The sequence below is a fragment of the Ramlibacter sp. genome, assembly GCF_035554825.1.
Lineage (GTDB): Bacteria > Pseudomonadota > Gammaproteobacteria > Burkholderiales > Burkholderiaceae_C > Ramlibacter.
The window spans coordinates 1-18188 of record NZ_DATMHS010000101.1; the positions used below are offsets into that span (position 1 = coordinate 1).

Sequence of the window (18188 nt, forward strand, 5' to 3'; positions counted from 1 at the left end):
ATCGCGCCGAAGCCTCCACCTACGGCATCGCGCAATACGCGAAGATCGCCTGCGCCGGACCGCTGCTGGCCGCCGAGATCGATGCCATCACCAAGGCGCTGGCGAATCCGAAGCGGCCGCTGGTGGCGATCGTGGCGGGCTCGAAGGTCTCGACCAAGCTCACCATCCTGCAAGCCCTGGCCCGCAACGTCGACCAGCTGATCGTCGGCGGCGGCATCGCCAACACCTTCATGCTGGCCGCCGGCCTGAAGATCGGCAAATCGCTGGCCGAAGCCGACCTGGTGGCCGAAGCCGCCGCGGTGATCGAGGCCATGAAGGCGCGCGGCGCGGAAGTGCCGATCCCCAGCGACGTGGTGACGGCCAAGGCCTTCGCCGCCGATGCGCCCGCCGCCGTGAAGCGCGCCTCCGAGGTGGCCGACGACGACCTGATCCTCGACATCGGCCCGGAGACGGCCGCCCGGCTGGCGCAGCAGCTGCGCGCGGCCGGCACCATCGTGTGGAACGGCCCGGTGGGCGTGTTCGAATTCGACGCCTTCGCCAAGGGCACGGAGACGATCGCGCGCGCCATTGCCGATTCGAGCGCCTTCAGCATCGCCGGCGGCGGCGACACGCTGGCCGCGATCGCCAAGTACGGCATCGAAGGCCAGATCGGCTACATCTCCACCGGCGGCGGTGCGTTCCTCGAGGTGCTCGAAGGCAAGACGCTGCCCGCGTTCGAGATCCTGCAGCGGCGCGCCGCCGGCTGAACCCCGCCGCCGCCATCGGTTTGCGCTCGCGCCGCCGGCGCTTGCCGCCGGCTGCGCGAGAATCCACCTTTCAACACAACCACGCCGCCCCATGCCCGCGCACCTGCCTATGCACCCCCCGCTCCTGCAACCAGTCGAGGCCCAGACGGCCGGCACGGAGGTCTGAGATGGCGGTACGTCGCGCGACCAAGATCGTTGCCACCCTCGGCCCGGCGTCCAGCGATCCGGCGCTCCTCGAACGGATGATCCGCGCCGGCGTCAACGTCGTGCGGCTCAACTTCAGCCACGGCACCGCCGACGACCACATCAACCGGGCCAAGCTGGTGCGCGAAGCCTCGGCCCGCGCCGGGCGCGAGGTCGCGATCATGGCGGACCTGCAGGGCCCCAAGATCCGCGTCGGCAAGTTCGCGGACGGCAAGGTGCAGCTGGAGTCCGGCACGAAGTTCGTGCTCGATGCGTCGCGCACCGAGCCCGGCGACGACAAGGGCGTCGGCCTCGACTACAAGGAGCTGCCGCGCGACGTCAAGGCCGGCGACGTCCTGCTGCTCAACGACGGCCTGATCGTGCTGACGGTGGATGCGGTCAAGGGCGAGCAGGTGCGCACCACCGTCAAGCAGGGCGGCGAGCTGTCCAACAACAAGGGCATCAACAAGATGGGCGGCGGCCTGACGGCGCCGGCGCTGACGGCCAAGGACATGGAGGACATCCGCACGGCGATGAGCCTGCGTGCCGACTACGTGGCGGTGAGCTTCCCGAAGAACGCCACCGACATGGAGATGGCGCGCCAGCTGTGCAACGTCGCCGGCGCCGAGCATCGGCACCGGCCGGGTCTGATCGCCAAGATCGAGCGGGCCGAGGCGATCCCCAACCTCGAATCGATCCTGAAGGCCAGCGACGGCATCATGGTGGCGCGCGGCGACCTCGCGGTGGAAGTCGGCAACGCCGCGGTCCCGGCGCTGCAGAAGCGGATGATCCGCATGGCACGCGATCACGACAAGGTCGTGATCACGGCGACGCAGATGATGGAATCGATGATCACGAACCCGGTGCCCACGCGCGCCGAGGTGAGCGATGTGGCGAACGCCGTCCTCGATGGCACCGACGCCGTGATGCTGAGCGCGGAAACCGCGACCGGCCGCTACCCGCTCGAGACGATCGTCGAGATGGCCAACATCTGCCTGGAGGCGGAGAAGGCGGAGGAAGTGAAGCTCGACGCCGACTTCAGCGGCAAGACCTTCGCCCGCATCGACCACTCGATCGCCATGGGCGCGCTGTTCACCGCGTACCACCTGGGCTGCAAGGCCATCGTGGCGCTGACCGATTCTGGTTCCACGGCCCTCTGGATGAGCCGGCACCGCGTCCACATCCCGATGTACGCGCTGACGCCCAAGCTGCCGACGCAGCGGCGCATGGCGCTGTTTCGCAACGTCCGGCCGCTGCTGCTCGATCAGAGCGCCGACCGCGACACGGCCCTGGGCGAAGCCGAGGCGCATCTGAAAAAGCGCGGCATCGTGGCGAGCGGCGACATCTACGCGATCACCTGCGGCGAACCCATGGGTGCCCCGGGCGGCACCAACATGCTCAAGATCGTTCGCGCCGAATAGGGGCAGGGGCCGCGCTGCGCTGCCCGACCGTGGCGAGCGGCCCCGCCGGCGCAGAGCCGTAGGTAGAATTTCCCGCATTGCCTCGCGGTACCGGGCACGTCGGTTTTTCAACTCCCCCTACGGATCTCACCATGCCACTCGTTTCCATGCGCGAACTGCTGGACCATGCCGCCGCCAACGGCTATGGCATCCCGGCCTTCAACGTCAACAACCTCGAGCAGGTCCAGGCCGTCATGGAGGCGGCCAAGGAGACGGGCGCCCCGGTGATCCTGCAGGCCAGCGCCGGCGCCCGCAAGTACGCCGGCGAATCGTTCATCAAGCACCTGATCCAGGCCGCCATCGAGGCCTATCCCGCGATTCCGCTGGTGATGCACCAGGACCACGGCCAGAGCCCCGACGTCTGCCAGGGCGCCATCGAGCTGGGGTTCTCGTCGGTGATGATGGATGGCTCGCTGGAGGCCGACGGCAAGACGATCGCCAGCTACGACTACAACGTGGACGTCACCCGCAAGGTGGTCGACATGGCGCACAAGCTGGGGGTCACCGTGGAGGGCGAGCTGGGCTGCCTCGGCTCGCTGGAGACGATGCGCGGCGACAAGGAGGACGGCCACGGCACGGAGGCGACCATGACGCGCGACCAGCTGCTGACCGATCCGGAGCAGGCCGCCGACTTCGTCAAGAAGACGCAGCTGGATGCGCTGGCGATCGCCATCGGCACCAGTCACGGCGCCTACAAGTTCACGCGCAAGCCCACCGGCGACATCCTGGCGATCGACCGCATCAAGGAGATCAACCGCCGCATCCCCAACACCCACCTGGTGATGCACGGCTCGTCCAGCGTGCCGCAGGAGCTGCTGGCGATCATCCGCCAGTACGGCGGCAACATGAAGGAAACCTACGGCGTGCCGGTGGAGGAGATCCAGGAGGCGATCAAGCACGGGGTGCGCAAGATCAACATCGACACCGACATCCGGCTGGCGATGACCGGCGCGGTGCGCAAGTTCATGGCCGAGAACCCCGAGAAGTTCGACATGCGCGACTGGATGAAGCCGGCGCGCGAGGCCGCCAAGCAGATCTGCAAGCAGCGCTACATCCAGTTCGGCTGCGAAGGCCAGGCCGGCAAGATCAAGGGCGCGCCGCTGCAGGCGGTGGCCGCCCGCTATGCCAAGGGCGAACTGGCGCAAGTGGTCCACTGAAGCACTGGCGCGATAATCGAAGGGCCCGTTGCTGCAGCGGGCCCTTTTTCATCGTGAGCCGCCCATGACCTCCGCCCTGCACACCTCCTCGCTCACCTCGCTGCCGCTGCTGGCCCGCGGCAAGGTGCGCGACAACTATGCGGTCGGCGACGACCGGATCCTGATGGTCGCCAGCGACCGCCTGTCGGCCTTCGACGTGATCATGGGCGAGCCGATTCCCGGCAAGGGCGAGCTGCTGACGCGGATGGCCCTGTTTTGGTTCGACAAGCTCGGCCATGTCTGTCCGAATCACCTGACCGGGCAGGCGCCCGAGAGCGTGGTCACGCCGGCCGAAGCGCCGCAGGTCACGGGCCGTTCGATGCTGGTGCGCCGGCTCAAGCCGATCCCGGTGGAGGCCGTGGTGCGCGGCTACCTGGCCGGCAGCGGCTGGAAGGAGTACCAGGAATCGCAATCGGTGTGCGGCGTCCAGCTGCCGCCGGGCCTGAAGAACGCGAGTCCGCTGCCGGAGCCGATCTTCACGCCGGCGCACAAGGCCGAGATGGGCCAGCACGACGAGAACATCAGCTTCGACGACGTGGTGCGCCTGGTCGGCCCCGAGCTGGCCGCCAAGATCCGCGACACCAGCATCGCCCTGTACCGGGAGGCGGCGGCGCTGGCGCTGGCCAAGGGCATGATCATCGCCGACACGAAATTCGAATTCGGCCTCGACGAACAGGGCCGGATGGTGCTGATGGACGAGGTGCTGACGCCGGATTCCTCGCGCTACTGGCCGGTGGAAGGCTACGAGGCCGCGTTCCGCGCCGGCGCCAATCCGCCGAGCTTCGACAAGCAGTTCGTGCGCGACTGGCTGGAGCAGGTGCGCATCGGCGGCAAGCCCTGGGACAAGACGCCGCCGGCGCCGCGCCTGCCGAAGGACGTGATCGAGAAGACCGCCGCCAAGTACCGCGAGGCGTTGGAACGCCTGCTGGCGTAGCCGGCGTCATTGGCGCGCCGCGGTGTCTCGAACGCAGAGGACGCAGCCGATTCGCAGAGGGCGCTGAGGAATTCAGGAGAAGCGGAGAAAGACCTACCGATGGTTTCTTCTGGGTCCTCTGCGCCCCCTTCGCGCCCTCTGCGTTCAAGAAATGCGTGGGCGCCTGGGTGCTGCGGGCCTCAGCTCAGCACCACGCTCGACAAACGGCGGCGGTAGGTGGCGACGGTGGGATCGTCGGGCGGGATCTGGCCTTCGGCGACCTTGGGCCTGGGTGGCTCGATGATGTCCAGGATCGCGATGTAGGTCCGGCGCGCCAGTTCTTCGTTCCAGGCCTTGTCGCGCATCAGGATTTCCAGCAGCTCGTCCATCGCCTGCGTCCATTGCCCCCGGGCCATCAGCAGCTGCGCCTTGCGATGGCGCGCGTCGAAATCGCGCCGGTCGGCGGCGATCCTGGCGTCCAGGTCGGACAGGGCGGCTGCGCCGGCCGCCGCGGCGTCCAGCGCGTCCAGCCAGCGCTGCAGGGAGTCGAAGCGCCGCACCGCGGCCACCTTGCCGATGACGGGGGCGAAGGCCACCTTCGCATCGTCGATGCGGTCGGCGAGCAGCAGCGCCTTGACGTACTCGAAGCGCGCATCGTCGTTGGCCGGGTCGGCCGCCACCGCCTGCTCCAGCCGTTCCAGCTGCGAGCCGGCGTCGGCCGGCGCCTCCTGCTCCAGCAGTTCTTCCTCTTCCTCCTCGGCCGGCGGCAGATGCTTGTCCAGGAATTCCTTGATCTTGCCTTCCGGCAGCGCGCCCATGAAGCCGTCGACCGGCTGGCCGTCCATCAGCAGGATGCAGGTGGGAATGCTGCGGATGCCGAAGGCGGCGGCGAGCTGCTGCTCCTGGTCCGAATCGATCTTGACCAGCTTGAAGCGGCCGGCGTACTGCGCCTCCAGTTTCTCCAGCAGCGGCCCGATGACCTTGCACGGGCCGCACCAGGTGGCCCAGAAATCCACCAGCACCGGGACGGATTTGGAGGCGTTGATCACCTCGTTTTCGAAGTTTTGCAGCGTGACGTCGATCATGGAAGCTCTCTGAAGGGCAAACCGTAAAATTGGTCTCTTTGGGAATTCTATGGACCTGCACGCCTTCCTTCTGCGCTGCCCGCCGGGCAGCGGCGCCCGCGCCGGTGCAGTCCGGCAGGAGGCGGCATGAGCGGCGTCCAGGTCGGCGTCGTGATGGGCTCCAGCAGCGACTGGGAGACCATGCAGCACGCCGTGGCGATTCTCCAGGAATTCGGCATCACCCATGAGGCGCAGGTGGTCTCGGCCCACCGGATGCCCGACGAGATGTTCGCCTATGCCGCCGCCGCGGCCGGCCGCGGGCTGCAGGCGATCATCGCCGGCGCCGGCGGCGCGGCCCATCTGCCGGGCATGCTCGCCGCCAAGACCGTGGTCCCGGTGCTGGGCGTGCCGGTGCCCAGCCGGCACCTGCAGGGCGTGGATTCGCTGCACAGCATCGTGCAGATGCCCAAGGGCATTCCGGTGGCGACGTTCGCGATCGGCGCCGCCGGCGCGGCCAATGCGGCGCTGTTCGCGGTCGCCATGCTGGCGCGCGGCGACGGCGCCCTGCGGGCCCAGCTGGAGGCCTATCGGGCGCGCCAGACCCAGGCGGCGCGCGACATGCGCCTGCCGCCGGCCGGGGGCAGCGCGTGACGGTCATCCTCCCGGGCGCGACGCTCGGCGTGATGGGCGGCGGCCAGCTCGGCCGCATGTTCGTGCACGCGGCCCAGCGGATGGGCTATTTCACGGCGGTCCTGGACCCCGACCCGGCCAGTCCGGCCGGCCTGGTGAGCCACTACCACGTCAAGACGCCGTACCTCGACCAGGAGGGCCTCGCCCAGCTGCTGCAGCGCAGCGCCGCCGTGACCACCGAATTCGAGAACGTGCCGGCCCCGGCGCTGGCCACGCTGGCGGCGCACCGGCCGGTGTCGCCCGGCGCCGACGCGGTTGCGATCGCGCAGGACCGGGCCCGGGAAAAGGCCCACTTCACGCGCTGCGGCGTCGCCTGCGCTCCCCATGCGGTGCTGGAGACCGAGGCCGATCTCGAGCGGGTGCCCGACGCGCTGTTGCCCGGCGTGCTGAAGACCGCGCGCCTGGGCTACGACGGCAAGGGCCAGCTGCGCGTGGGCACGCGCGAGGAACTGGCCGGCGCCTGGGCGGCGCTCCAGGGCGTGCCCTGCGTGCTGGAGCGGTTGCTGCCGTTGGCCGCGGAATGCTCGGTGATCGTCGCGCGCGGGCACGACGGCGCGATGGTCGACCTGCCCCCGCAATGGAACCTGCACCGCGGCGGCATCCTGGCGGTGACGCAGGCCGGCACCGGCATCCTGCCGGCGGCGACGGCGCGCCAGGCGGTCGCCGCCACGCGCGCCATCGCCGAGGGACTGCACTACGTCGGCGTGCTGTGCGTCGAGTTCTTCCTGCTGCAGGACGGCTCGCTGGTGGTCAACGAGATGGCGCCGCGGCCCCACAACAGCGGCCACTACAGCATCGAGGCGTGCGATGTCTCGCAGTTCGAGCTGCAGGTGCGCACGCTGGCCGGCCTGCCGCTGGTGCAGCCGCGCCAGCACAGCCCGGCCATCATGTTGAACCTGCTGGGCGACCTCTGGTTCACCCGGGGCGCGGAAGCGACCCCGCCGTGGCACGAGGTGCTGGCGCTGCCCGGGATGCACCTGCACCTGTACGGCAAGCTCAGCGCGCGTCCCGGCCGCAAGATGGGACACCTGACCGTGACCGGGCCGACCGCCGAGGCGGTGCGGGCGAGTGCGTCCCGGGCCGCGCAACTGCTCGGCATCGAGCCGTTCTGAGGGCGCCGCGGTGATCCTCGACGGGCAGTCCCCCGCCGCCATCGCCGAGGCAGTGCGCGCGCTGGCCGCCGGCGCCCTGGTCGGCATGCCCACCGAAACCGTCTATGGCCTGGCGGCGGACGCCGGCAACGAAGCAGCGGTGGCGAAGATCTTCGCGGCCAAGGGCCGTCCCAGCGACCATCCGTTGATCGTGCACGTGCCCGATGCGCTCGCCGTGCCGCAGTTCGCCGCCGAGGTGCCGGCGTTCGCGCAGCAGCTGATGGCCGCCTTCTGGCCCGGCCCGCTCACGCTGATCCTGCCGCGACGGGCGGAGCGCGCCGCGGCGGCGGCCGGCGGCCAGGCCTCGATCGGGCTGCGTTGTCCGGCCCACCCGGTGGCCCACGCGCTGCTGCTGGCCTGCGCGCGGGCGCAGCCGCCGATCAGCGGCCTGGCCGCACCCAGCGCCAACAAGTTCGGCCGGGTGAGCCCCACCACCGCCGAACACGTGCGCTCGGAGTTCGGCGACGCGCTGCTGGTCCTCGACGGCGGGCCGTGCGACGTCGGCATCGAGTCGACCATCGTCGACTGCACGCGCGGCGTGCCGGTGTTGCTGCGCCCGGGCGTGCTGACCGCCGAGCAGGTGGCGGCGGCGTGCGGACAGCCGCTGCGGCTGCCGCACCAGGTCGAGTCGCCGCAGGCCGCCCCCCGCGCCTCGGGGACGCTGGAATCGCACTACGCGCCCCGGGCCGCGGTCCGGCTGATGGACGCGGCGGCGCTGCGCACCGCGCTGCAGCTGCTCGGCGCCGACGCGCCGGCGATCGCGGTCTATGCGCGCGCGCCGCTGCACAGCGCCGCCGCCAGGGTCGTGCAGCGGCGCATGCCCGACGACGCGGCCCTGGCTGCGCGCGAACTGTTCGCCGTGCTGCGCCAGTTCGATGATGCCGGCGTGCAATTGATCTGGGTCGAGACGCCACCGCCGGCGCCGGATTGGGACGGCGTGCGCGATCGCCTGCAGCGCGCGGCGGTGCGCTGAGGCGCGGCGGCGGGGCTCGTTACACTCGCCACCTAGCCATTTGGAGAATTGCTCATGTCTTGCCTATGGAAGCGCCGTGCCCTGCTCGCCCTGGCCTCGGCCGCGGCGCTGTTGCTGGCCGCGTGCGGCTCCGGGACCATCGAATCGCAGCTGCAGCCGTCGCGGGTCGTGTCCTTCGGCGACGCGTTCACCGACGTCGGGCAGAGCGGGTCGCGCTATACCGTCAACGACGGCGGCATCGACACCTGGACCCAGCAGGTCGCGGTCAGCTTCGGGCTCGGCCTCGCGCCGGCCTCGGCCGGCGGCACCTCGTACGCGACCGGCAACGCCCGCATCGCGGCCAAGCCGGATGCGGCGGGCAATGCCGCCACGCCGACGGTCACCGAACAGATCGACGCGTTCCTGGCCAAGGGGCCGATCGGCGCCAACGACCTGCTGATCGTCAACGGCGGCTTCTCGGACATCATCGCCGAGGCGGCCAAAGTGACCGCCGGGACCCAGACGCGCGACCAGGCGATCGAAGCCGCCAAGCAGGCCGGCCGCGACCTGGCGGCGCAGGTGCGGCGGCTGGTGGGGGCGGGCGCGCAGCACGTGGTGGTGGTCGGCTCCTACGACCTCAGCCGCTCGCCCTGGGCCAAGGCCAGCGGCCAGGGCGACCTGCTGTCCCAGGCCAGCGGCCGCTTCAATGACCAGCTGCTGGTCTCGATGGTCGACCTCGGGCAGAACGTGCTGTATGTCGACGCGCCGCTGATCTTCAATGTCATGGTCGCCACGCCCGCGGCCTACGGCTTGTCGAATTCGACGGACCCGGTGTGCACCTCGGTCGACCCGGGTCCGGGGATCGGCATCGGCGCCGGGCAGGTGAATTCGGCCCGCTGCACCACGGCGACGCTGGTGGCGGGGGTGGACTACAACCAGTACGTGTTCGCCGACCCGGTCTATCCGACGCCGGCCGCGCATCGCCGCTTCGGCGAATACGCCTACGGCCGCATCCGCCAGCGCTGGTGAGGCGGGCCGACCCCGAGCATGGAGCGCCCCGCGGGGCGCTTTTTTCTTGGCTGCGCCGCCGCCGGCCCTGGCGCCGCGGCACCGTCATCGGCCGTCGGCGATGACGCGGGCCGCGATCTCGGCGGCCGCGCCGGTATACCGAACGCAGCGCTGAGCCAGACCCTGCTCCTGGAACTTCGCCTGGCCGGCCGGCGTGTTCAGGTCGCAGCCGTCGAGGAGGGCCCGGCAGTCGCGGCTGCCGAACCGGGCTTCGAACTCCTGCACCAGCCGCTGGGTGGCGGCGTAGGCCGGCTGAACCGGGTCGCCCGCATTCGAGCGGCCGAGGGCCAGGCCCACGCCCATCACCGCCCCGGTCAGCGCGCCACACGGGCCGCCGGTGCGCGCCATGCCGCTGCAGAAGGCACTGGCCAGGCGCGGCAGAAGCGGCGATGCGACTCCTTGCGCCCGGGCGACGGCCAGCACCACGCTCTCGGCGCAGAACAGGCCGGACCGGAACAGGTCTTGCGCGGATTGGCCGACGGCGGGCGGCAGAGGCGGCTGCATGGCGTTGCTCCGTGATCGAGGCTCAGGGCCCCGGGAAGCTCATCCTATCGCCGGGGCCCGGCGCGGTGCAACCTGTCAGCGCCGCCGGCGGCCGTAGCGCAGCTTCATGAACAGGATCAGGAGCGCCAGGCACAGCGTGATCCCGTTGGCCGCGACGATCGGCCAGGCCGCGAGCAGCAGCCCATAGACCAGCCACAGCGCGACGCCGCAGGCGAACACCGAATACATGCCGAGCGAGATGCCGGCCACGTCGCGGCTGCGGAAGGTGTGCCAGGCCTGCGGCACGAAACTCGCCGTGGTCAGGATCGCGGCCAATGACCCCACCAGTTCGGTCCAGCCCGTCATCGGTCGCGCGCCGTCCATTCGAGCAGCGCCTCGATCGCGGGCCGCGCCGCGGCCGCCTGCGGGTGGTTGGCGATCGCCACCAGCACGTAGCGTTTGCCGCTGTCGCCATGCACGTAGCCGGCGACCCCGGCGACGTCGCGCAGGCTGCCGGTCTTCAGGTGGGCCAGGCCGACGGCGTTGCCGCGCGTGCGGCGCAGCGTGCCGTCCACGCCGGCCAGCGGCAGGGACGAGACCAGCTCGGGCATCAGCGGGGCCCGCCACGCCGCCTGCAGCAGCTGCGCCAGTTGCTGCGCCGTGACGCGCTCTTCGCGCGACAGGCCCGCGCCGTTGCTGAACGTGGGCAGGCCGGCGCCGGGCACCCGCTCGCGCCACCACTGTTGCATCAGCTCGCGCGACCCGGCCATCGTGCCGGTGCCCTGCCGCTGCAGGCTCAGCGTGAGGAAGACCTGCTGCGCCATGACGTTGTTGCTGTACTTGTTCACGTCGCGCACGATCTCGGCGAGTGTGGGCGACTGCCATTCGAAGGCCGGGGCCAGCGCCGGCGGCACCCGGCCGTCGCGCACGCGCCCGCCCAGCCGCCCGCCCATCTCGCGCCAGATGCCGCCGATCGCGCGCGCCGCGAAGCTGGCGGGGTCGGCGAACGCCAGCGGCCAGCTGCGTTCGCCGCAGGCGGCCGGATAGCGGCCGGCGAAACCGATGCGGTCGGCCTCGCCGAGCCCCGCCTTCAGGCCGCCGCGCCAGTCGTTGCAGTCGCCGGCCGCCAGCGGCACGGTGGCCGGGACGCGGACCCCGGCCAGCGGCGGCTCCATCTGCACGCGGGCCTGTCCCGCCAGCGGCGTGAAGGTGAGGACCAGCGACTTGAAGTTGACCAGCAGCGCATCGGGCGCCGCGTTGTACGGCCGCAGCGGCTCGCCGTCGAACGCCGCCGGATCGGCCGGCGCGGCCTCGAACGCGCTGCGGTCCAGCACGATGTCGCCGCTGATGAAGCGGATGCCCAGCCCCTGCACCCGCCGCAGCAGCAGCCACAGCCGCTCCGCCACCAGCTTGGGATCGCCGCTGCCCTTGATATAGAGGTCGCCCTGCAGCGTGCCGTCACGCACGTTGCCGTCGACGTACACCGGCGTGCGCCAGGTGAAGGCGGGCCCCAGCAGCTCGAGGGCGGCGGCCGTGGTGGCGAGCTTGGCGATCGAGGCCGGATTGACCGGTACGGTGGGGCGGTGCGCCAGCCGGGGCGGCGCCTGCCCGTCGGCATCGACCACCAGCATGGTCACGGCATCCGGCGGCAGCTTGGCGCGCGCCAGCGCCGCTTCCACCTCCGGCGGGAGTCCCTGCGCCGCCAGCGGGAGGCAGGCGAGCGCCAGCAGGAGGGCGAGGCAGCGGGCAGGTGTCATCCGGGGATTATCCGGGGGCTCGATAATTGCGGGTCCCGCGGAAAGCATTGCGTGAACCTGCTCGCCCTCGACACCAGTACCGAAGTCTTCTCGATCGCCGTGCAGCGCGGCGGCGCGGCGCCGCTGCAGCAGCAGGGACCGGGCGGCGCGAACGCCTCGGCCGCCCTGATCCCGGCGATCCAGGACCTGCTGGCGCGGTCGGGACTGGCGCTGGCGGGCCTCGACGCGATCGTGTTCGGCCGCGGCCCCGGTTCCTTCACCGGGCTGCGCACCGCCTGCGCGGTGGCCCAGGGCCTCGCCTTCGGCGCCGACCTGCCGGTGCTGGCGGTGGACACGCTGCTCGCCGTGGCCGAGCAGGCCCGCGGCAGCTCCGGGGTGACGCGCGTCGTCGCCATGCTCGATGCCCGCATGGACGAGGTCTATGCGGCCGCCTACGAGTGGTCGGGCGCCGCCTGGCAGGAACGCCAGGGCGTCGCCGTGCAGGCGCCGCAGCGGGTGCAGGTGCCGGCGGGCTGGGCCATGGCCGGCAATGTCTTCGCGCCGTACGGCGAACGCCTGCCGGGGGGCGTGCGCGTGGAGGCGCTGCCCAGCGCCGCGGCCTTGCTGCGGCTGGCGCCGGCGCTGCTGGCGGCCGGGCGGGCCGGCCCGGCGGCGGCCGCCATCCCCTTGTACATTCGCGATAAAGTGGCCCAGACGACCGAGGAACGCGCCGCGGCGCGAGCCCTGACCAGCCCGAGCCCATGAGCGCCTTGCCCCACGCCGAAGCCGACTTCGAGCCGATGACCGAATCGCGTCTGGCCGAAGTGGTCGCGCTCGAACAGCGCGTCTATTCGCATCCCTGGACCCATGGCAACTTCGTCGATTCGCTGCGCGCCGGCTATCACGGCCGGCTGCTGGTCGCCGGCTCGACGCTGATCGGCTACTACGTGGCCATGAAGGGCGTCGACGAGGTGCATCTGCTCAACCTCACCGTGGTGCCGCAATGCCAGGGCCAAGGCTGGGGCCGACTGATGCTCGATGCGCTGGTGCTCTGGTCGCGCGCCGTCGGCGCCGAATGGCTGTGGCTGGAAGTGCGCGCGGGCAACACCAGGGCCCAGCATCTGTACGAGCGGTACGGCTTTCGGCGCGTCGGCGAGCGCCGCAACTACTACCCCGCCACCGGCGGCCGTGAAGATGCCGTCGTGATGAGCTACAAGCTATGACCCTCGCCCTGGACCAACGGCAGCGCGCCATGCTGGCCGAAATCGGCCTGCGCGGCTTCGCCGCCGTGCCGCTTCCGGCGGTCGCGCAGGAACCGGCGGCGCCGCCCGTCGCGATCCGGGCCCCGCGGCCAGCGGTGGCCGAGCCGACGATCGCGCGCAGCACGCCGGTGCCGGCCGCGCCGGCGATCGCGCCGCAGCCGGTCGTGCGCCTGCCGGCCGGCCCGGTGGCGCAGATGGACTGGGAAGCGCTCGCGCAGGCGGTGGCCGGATGCCGCGCCTGCGGCCTGTGCGAGCGGCGCCACACCACGGTGTTCGGGGTCGGCGACCTGCAGCCGGACTGGCTGGTGGTCGGCGAGGCACCCGGCGAGCAGGAGGACCTGCAGGGGGAACCCTTCGTCGGCCAGGCCGGCAAGCTGCTCGACAACATGTTGCGCGCGCTCGGCGTGGACCGCCGGCGCAAGGTGTACATCGCCAACGTGCTCAAGTGCCGGCCGCCGGGCAACCGCAACCCCGAGCCGGCCGAAGTCGCGCAGTGCGAGCCGTTCCTGCGGCGGCAGGTCGAGCTGCTGCGGCCGAAGATCATCCTGGCGCTGGGCCGCTTCGCCGTGCAGTCGCTGCTGGGCAGCACCGAGCCGATCGGCCGGCTGCGCGGCCGCGTCCACCAGTACCAGGGCGTGCCGCTGGTGGTGACCTACCACCCGGCCTACCTGCTGCGCAACCTGCCCGAGAAGGCGAAGGCCTGGGCCGATCTCTGCCTGGCGCTGGAGCAGCTGCGCGCTCAGGCCGGCTGAGGCTGCGGCAGCAGCGGCCGGAACGCCTGCGGCGCCAGCACCCGGGCCCGGTAGTCGATCCCGCTGAACGCCGCGTAGTCGGCCATGGTGCGCACGCCGCCGAGGCCGAACACGCCCAGCGCACTGCCGTCCACCAGCGCGGTCAGCCGGGCCCGCGAGCGCTGTTCCAGGCTCCACCAGCTGCGCTGCCGCTGCGCCTCGTGCGCGGCGTCCCAGTGCATGGGGCGCGGCGGCCCGCCGGCCTCCGCGTTGTTGTAGAGGTGGTAGAGCGGCAGGCCGGGCATGTGGAAGATGTCCCAGCCGTGGGTGAACAGGCGGATCGCGATGCCCTGCTCCTCGCCGTGGAAGTAGAACCAGGGGTCGTACGGGAACGCCTCGACGAAGCGGCCCGGCGCGAACAGGCAGCCGGCGCCGACGTGGAAGCCGGGCACCGGCTGGTCGACGTGGACCGGGTGCGCCTCGAACCCCAGCACCGGGTGCTCGGGCTCGAAGTGGCCGCCGGGTTTGACCACATGCGCCAGCACCTTGTCGGTGGCGGGGCGCCGCGCCGGCTGGCCCTGGTCGAAGACGAAGGGGTTGGGATAGGACGAGAGCACGACGCCCCGGCGGCCGGGCAACAGCGCGCGGGCTTGCGCGACGAGGCGCTCGTCCCAGCCGGGGTCGAAATCCATGTGCGAGTCGATCTGCAGGAACCAGTCCTCGCCTTCGTAGAGCGACATCGCCAGCGCCCGCGCCCAGCACGGACCGCGGGCGTACACCGGCTCGATCCGGACATGGCTCAACCGGCAGGGCTGGAGTTCGGCGGCCGACGGCGGCGCGGCAGCCGCGGAACTCTGGTCGACCACGCCGAAATGCAGCTGCCGCGGCGCGCTCGCCGTCGCCCGGGCGCGTGCCAGCGTGAACCCCAGCACGGGGTCGCAGTAGGAAGCGATGCTGACGAAGATGCTCATGAGCTGGGAAAGCGGCCCGCGGCTGAGCCCGCCCGCGCGATGGTAGCAAGCGGCCGCCCCGCACTCCGCCGCGGCCCCGGGGACGCGATGTTGCACCGTGCGAGCCGTGCTGTCCGGGCAGCGCGCCGATCGCGGCGCGATGCGGCGCAGCCGCCGAGGAGCGCCGGCGCAGCCAGGACGGCGTCGGCGGCGACCAGTCCTGCCGCCGATGCGCCTCAGAAGCGCGGCAGCTCGGAGTGGGCGAGCCGCCCGCCGCGCACCAGCATCTTGCCGTACTCGGCGCAGCGGTTCAGCGTCGGAATCACCTTGCCGGGGTTGAGCAGCAGCTGGGGGTCGAACGCGCGCTTGACGGCCCGCATCTGCTCCAGTTCCGCCGCGCTGAACTGCACGCACATCGAATTGAGCTTCTCGATGCCGACGCCGTGCTCGCCGGTGACGGTGCCGCCCATGGCGACGCTGGTCTCGAGGATCTCGGCGCCGAACTGCTCGCAGCGGCGCAACTGGTCGGCGTCGTTCGCATCGAACAGGATCAGCGGGTGCAGGTTGCCGTCGCCGGCGTGGAACACGTTGACGCAGCGCAGCCGGTACTTCTCTTCCATCTGCTGGATCGCCAGCAGGATGTCGGCGAGCCGGCGGCGCGGAATCGTCGAGTCCATGCACATGTAGTCGGGGCTGATGCGGCCGGAGGCCGGGAAGGCGTTCTTGCGGCCGCTCCAGAACCGCAAGCGCTCGGCCTCGTCGCGGCTCACCGCGATCGCCGTGGCGCCGGCGCGCCGCAGCACCTCGGTCATGCGGCCGATCTCTTCGTCCACTTCCTCGGGCGTGCCGTCGCTTTCGCACAGCAGGATCGCCGCCGCCTCCAGGTCGTAGCCGGCGTGCACGAAATCCTCCACCGCCGCGGTCATCGGCTTGTCCATCATTTCCAGCCCGGCGGGGATGATCCCGGCCGCGATCACTTCGGCCACCGCGTCGCCGGCCCGGCGAACGTCGTCGAAGCTGGCCATGATGCAGCGCGCGAGCTGGGGCTTGGGCACCAGCTTCACGGTGACTTCGGTCAGCACGGCGAGCATGCCTTCGCTGCCGACGACGGCGCTGAGCAGGTCGAAGCCCGCCGCATCCAGCGCGTCGCTGCCGAATTCCACCGGATCGCCCTGGGCCGTGAAGCCGCGCACCTTCAGCACGTTGTGGACGGTGAGGCCATATTTCAGGCAATGCACGCCGCCCGAGTTCTCGGCCACGTTGCCGCCGATCGTGCACGCGATCTGCGACGAGGGATCGGGCGCGTAGTACAGGCCATGGGGGGCGGCGGCCTCGCTGATCGCGAGGTTGCGCACGCCGCATTGCACCAGCGCGGTGCGCGCGTACGGATCGAGCTTGAGGATCCGGTTGAAGCGGGCCAGCGACAGCGTCACCCCCGCCGGATCGGGCATCGCGCCGCCGGACAGCCCGGTGCCGGCGCCGCGCGCCACCACCGGCACCCGCAGGTCGTGGCAGGCCCGCAGCACGGCCTGCACCTGGGCGTCGGTCTCCGGCAGGGCGACCGCCAGCGGCCGCTGGCGGTAGGCCGTCAGCCCGTCGCACTCGTAGGGCGTGGTGTCCTCGGCGTTCCACAGCAGGCCGCCGCGCGGCAGCAGCGGCGCCAGCGCCGCCACCACGCGCGGCTGCAGCTCGGCGCGCTGGAGCGCCGCGGCTTCGGCGGGCGCGTTCACGCGCCCGGCTTTCGCCGCGAACGCGCGCGCATGGCGGTGGCCGGGGCAGGAAGGTTCATCAACGCACCAAACAGGTCAGGAATTGATCCCCGTTTGTACCACCCGGCGGGGCCGCCCCGCAGCCCTGCGGCCGCCGCCTGTCGGCCCCGCCGCGTCCCATGAGAAATGTCAAGTCGCGCCAGCTCGAGCGCTGGCACGATGAGGCCGGTGAATGATTCTTGAGACGGAAAGGAAGGTCATGAACGTGAGCACCCGACAAGCGACCGCCATGGTCCGGCAGGAGGCGCTGCCATGAGCGCGTGGATGGTCAACACCGCGGCAGGCGTGTTCTTCCTGCTCGCAGCCACCGGGCTGTTCTTCTTCGTCGCCACGCGCGGCGCGCTGATCGTGCGCGGCCTCTCGCGCGGCCCGCGCAGCAGCGAATCGCACGTGTACCCGATCTACTCGAACATGCGCCTGATCAAGATGGTCGACTTCCAGCCGATCATCTCCGCGATCCTGCTGTTCCAGTACCACCGCCTGGTCTCCAAGATCGTCGCCGGCCTGCGCGCCACCAACCTGAAGCGCAAGAAGATCCTGATCACCTCGTGCGCCTTCGGCAACGTGATCCCGCGCTGCGTGGAGGCGGCCATGGGCTCGGGTGCCGACAAGGTCGTGATCGCCGACATCATCAGGAACGAACTGACGCACGCCAAGAGCAAGCTCGATCGCCAGTACGGGCGCAAGATCGACTACGTCGAGGAAGACGCGACCGACATGACGCTGCGCGAAGGCTTCGCCGACGCCAACATCATGTTCTTCCTGCTGCACGAGCTGCCGCACGACCTGAAAGTGAAGGCGCTGGCCGAGGCCGGGCGGATGCTGGCCAAGGGCGGCAAGCTGTACCTGGGCGAGTTCCACAAGCCGACGCCGCTGGTGCTCAAGTGCCTGAGCTGGAGCTACTTCAAGGTGTTCGAGCCGCTGGGCCTGGCGCTGTGGGACAGCCACGATCCGGTCGTGGTCCTGAACGAGATGGGCGGCTGGGCCGTCGAGCGCCAGACGTTCTTCTTCGGCAACTTCCAGATCATCACCGCCACCAAGCAGTAAGCCGGTCCGCCGGGCCCGCACCAGCCGCCGCCGCGCCAGCGACCGGCGGCTTTTTCGTGGGCGCTACCTGAAGACCACGGTCTTGTGGCCGTTCATCAGGACGCGGTGCTCGCTGTGCCATTTCACCGCCCGCGCCAGCACCTGGCTCTCGGTGTCGCGGCCCTGCGCCGTGAGATCTTCGACGGTGAAGCTGTGGTCGACGCGGGCAACGTCCTGTTCGATGATCGGGCCCTCGTCGAGATCGGCCGTGACGTAATGGGCCGTGGCGCCGATCAGCTTCACGCCGCGGTCGTGCGCCTGGTAGTAGGGCTTGGCGCCCTTGAAGCTGGGCAGGAAGCTGTGGTGGATGTTGATCGCCCGGCCGGCGAGCTTGCGGCACAGGTCGTCCGACAGGATCTGCATGTAGCGGGCCAGCACCACCAGCTCGGCCCGTTCCGACTCGATGATCTCGAACTGCCTGGCTTCCACCTGCGCCTTGGTGGCAGCCGTCACCGGCAGGTGGTGGAACGGCACGTTGTAGCTGGCGGCGAGCTGGTAGAAGTCGCGGTGGTTGGAGACGATCGCGGCGATGTCCAGCCGCAGCAGTCCGCTCTTCCACCGGAACAGCAGGTCGTTCAGGCAGTGGCCTTCCTTGCTCACCAGGATCACGGTGCGCATCGGCTGGCGCAGCGCGTGCAGGCGCCAGTCCATGCGGAACGGCTCGGCGAAGAGGCCCAGCTGCAGCGTCAGATCCTCGTGCGTGAGCTGGTCGCAGGCGAACTGCACCCGCATGAAGAACAGCCCGGTG

Annotated in this window: 19 protein-coding genes; 12 read left to right on the forward strand and 7 right to left on the reverse strand. The window is 71.0% G+C overall.

The window, feature by feature from the left end:
- From pgk to VNT59_RS12250, 4 genes are all read left to right on the forward strand, one after another.
- On the forward strand, nt 1-746 hold a 746-nt coding region (gene pgk, locus VNT59_RS12235), incomplete at its 5' end, for a phosphoglycerate kinase (protein ID WP_325498684.1).
- Nucleotides 747-913: 167 nt separating this feature from the next.
- The gene (pyk, locus tag VNT59_RS12240; protein ID WP_325498685.1) at nt 914-2350 is read left to right on the forward strand and encodes a pyruvate kinase; all 1437 of its coding nucleotides are present in this window, start codon (nt 914-916) and stop codon (nt 2348-2350) included.
- A 131-nt stretch (nt 2351-2481) separates the two neighbouring features.
- On the forward strand, nt 2482-3546 hold the full coding sequence (gene fba, locus VNT59_RS12245) for a class II fructose-bisphosphate aldolase (protein ID WP_325498686.1): 1065 nt from the start codon (nt 2482-2484) through the stop codon (nt 3544-3546).
- A gap of 64 nt (nt 3547-3610) precedes the next feature.
- A complete protein-coding gene (locus tag VNT59_RS12250) occupies nt 3611-4519 on the forward strand; it encodes a phosphoribosylaminoimidazolesuccinocarboxamide synthase (protein ID WP_325498687.1) in 909 nt (302 codons plus the stop codon).
- A 179-nt stretch (nt 4520-4698) separates the two neighbouring features.
- Here the strand turns inward: VNT59_RS12250 and trxA are convergent, their stop codons facing one another.
- Entirely contained in the window at nt 4699-5583 is an 885-nt protein-coding gene (trxA, locus tag VNT59_RS12255) for a thioredoxin (RefSeq protein ID WP_325498688.1), read from the reverse strand.
- A 126-nt stretch (nt 5584-5709) separates the two neighbouring features.
- Between trxA and purE the strand changes: the two genes are divergently transcribed.
- From purE to VNT59_RS12275, 4 genes are read left to right on the forward strand one after another with little or no spacing between them, the layout of a single operon-like run.
- Nucleotides 5710-6213, forward strand: a complete 504-nt coding sequence (gene purE, locus VNT59_RS12260) for a 5-(carboxyamino)imidazole ribonucleotide mutase (protein WP_325498689.1) — start codon at nt 5710-5712, stop codon at nt 6211-6213.
- Nucleotides 6210-7364: a 5-(carboxyamino)imidazole ribonucleotide synthase gene (locus VNT59_RS12265; RefSeq protein ID WP_414708385.1), complete on the forward strand. Its 1155-nt coding sequence runs from the start codon at nt 6210-6212 to the stop codon at nt 7362-7364. The genes purE and VNT59_RS12265 overlap by 4 nt, the downstream gene beginning before the upstream one ends.
- Nucleotides 7365-7374: 10 nt before the next feature.
- Nucleotides 7375-8376 carry an L-threonylcarbamoyladenylate synthase gene (locus VNT59_RS12270; RefSeq protein ID WP_325498690.1) on the forward strand — a complete coding sequence of 334 codons (1002 nt, stop codon included), beginning with the start codon at nt 7375-7377 and terminating at the stop codon, nt 8374-8376.
- Between the two features lie 54 nt (nt 8377-8430).
- The gene (locus tag VNT59_RS12275) at nt 8431-9384 is read left to right on the forward strand and encodes an SGNH/GDSL hydrolase family protein (RefSeq protein ID WP_325498691.1); all 954 of its coding nucleotides are present in this window, start codon (nt 8431-8433) and stop codon (nt 9382-9384) included.
- An 84-nt stretch (nt 9385-9468) separates the two neighbouring features.
- Here VNT59_RS12275 and VNT59_RS12280 read toward each other — a convergent pair whose 3' ends face one another.
- The 3 genes from VNT59_RS12280 to dacB all read right to left on the reverse strand — a co-directional run bounded on the left by VNT59_RS12280 (nt 9469) and on the right by dacB (nt 11663).
- Nucleotides 9469-9927, reverse strand: a complete 459-nt coding sequence (locus tag VNT59_RS12280; protein ID WP_325498692.1) for a C-GCAxxG-C-C family protein — start codon at nt 9925-9927, stop codon at nt 9469-9471.
- 75 nt (nt 9928-10002) lie between these two features.
- Nucleotides 10003-10272 (reverse strand): SemiSWEET transporter, encoded by a 270-nt coding sequence (locus tag VNT59_RS12285; protein WP_325498693.1) that lies wholly within the window; start codon nt 10270-10272, stop codon nt 10003-10005.
- Entirely contained in the window at nt 10269-11663 is a 1395-nt protein-coding gene (gene dacB, locus VNT59_RS12290) for a D-alanyl-D-alanine carboxypeptidase/D-alanyl-D-alanine endopeptidase (RefSeq protein WP_325498694.1), read from the reverse strand. Before dacB ends, VNT59_RS12285 begins: the two co-directional genes overlap by 4 nt.
- 51 nt (nt 11664-11714) lie before the next feature.
- Here dacB and tsaB point away from each other — a divergent pair, with 51 nt between their 5' ends.
- The 3 genes from tsaB to VNT59_RS12305 are packed head-to-tail and all read left to right on the forward strand — an operon-like array spanning nt 11715 to nt 13656.
- The gene (tsaB, locus tag VNT59_RS12295; RefSeq protein ID WP_325498695.1) at nt 11715-12407 is read left to right on the forward strand and encodes a tRNA (adenosine(37)-N6)-threonylcarbamoyltransferase complex dimerization subunit type 1 TsaB; all 693 of its coding nucleotides are present in this window, start codon (nt 11715-11717) and stop codon (nt 12405-12407) included.
- Nucleotides 12404-12865 (forward strand): ribosomal protein S18-alanine N-acetyltransferase, encoded by a 462-nt coding sequence (gene rimI / locus VNT59_RS12300; RefSeq protein WP_325498696.1) that lies wholly within the window; start codon nt 12404-12406, stop codon nt 12863-12865. The genes tsaB and rimI overlap by 4 nt, the downstream gene beginning before the upstream one ends.
- Complete coding sequence (locus VNT59_RS12305; protein ID WP_325498697.1) at nt 12862-13656, forward strand: uracil-DNA glycosylase; 795 nt, start codon at nt 12862-12864, stop codon at nt 13654-13656. The genes rimI and VNT59_RS12305 overlap by 4 nt, the downstream gene beginning before the upstream one ends.
- Here VNT59_RS12305 and VNT59_RS12310 read toward each other — a convergent pair.
- Nucleotides 13644-14606, reverse strand: a complete 963-nt coding sequence (locus tag VNT59_RS12310; protein WP_325498698.1) for a GlcNAc-transferase family protein — start codon at nt 14604-14606, stop codon at nt 13644-13646. The two genes, VNT59_RS12305 and VNT59_RS12310, sit on opposite strands and share 13 nt — an antisense overlap.
- Before the next feature lie 215 nt (nt 14607-14821).
- Nucleotides 14822-16315, reverse strand: coding sequence for an FAD-linked oxidase C-terminal domain-containing protein (locus VNT59_RS12315; RefSeq protein ID WP_325498699.1), 1494 nt, complete (start codon nt 16313-16315; stop codon nt 14822-14824).
- A 291-nt stretch (nt 16316-16606) separates the two neighbouring features.
- Here VNT59_RS12315 and VNT59_RS12320 point away from each other — a divergent pair, with 291 nt between their 5' ends.
- Nucleotides 16607-17401, forward strand: a complete 795-nt coding sequence (locus VNT59_RS12320) for a class I SAM-dependent methyltransferase (RefSeq protein WP_325498700.1) — start codon at nt 16607-16609, stop codon at nt 17399-17401.
- Nucleotides 17402-17464: 63 nt separating this feature from the next.
- Here the strand turns inward: VNT59_RS12320 and purU are convergent.
- A partial coding sequence (gene purU, locus VNT59_RS12325; protein WP_325498701.1) for a formyltetrahydrofolate deformylase occupies nt 17465-18188 on the reverse strand: 724 nt, incomplete at its 5' end.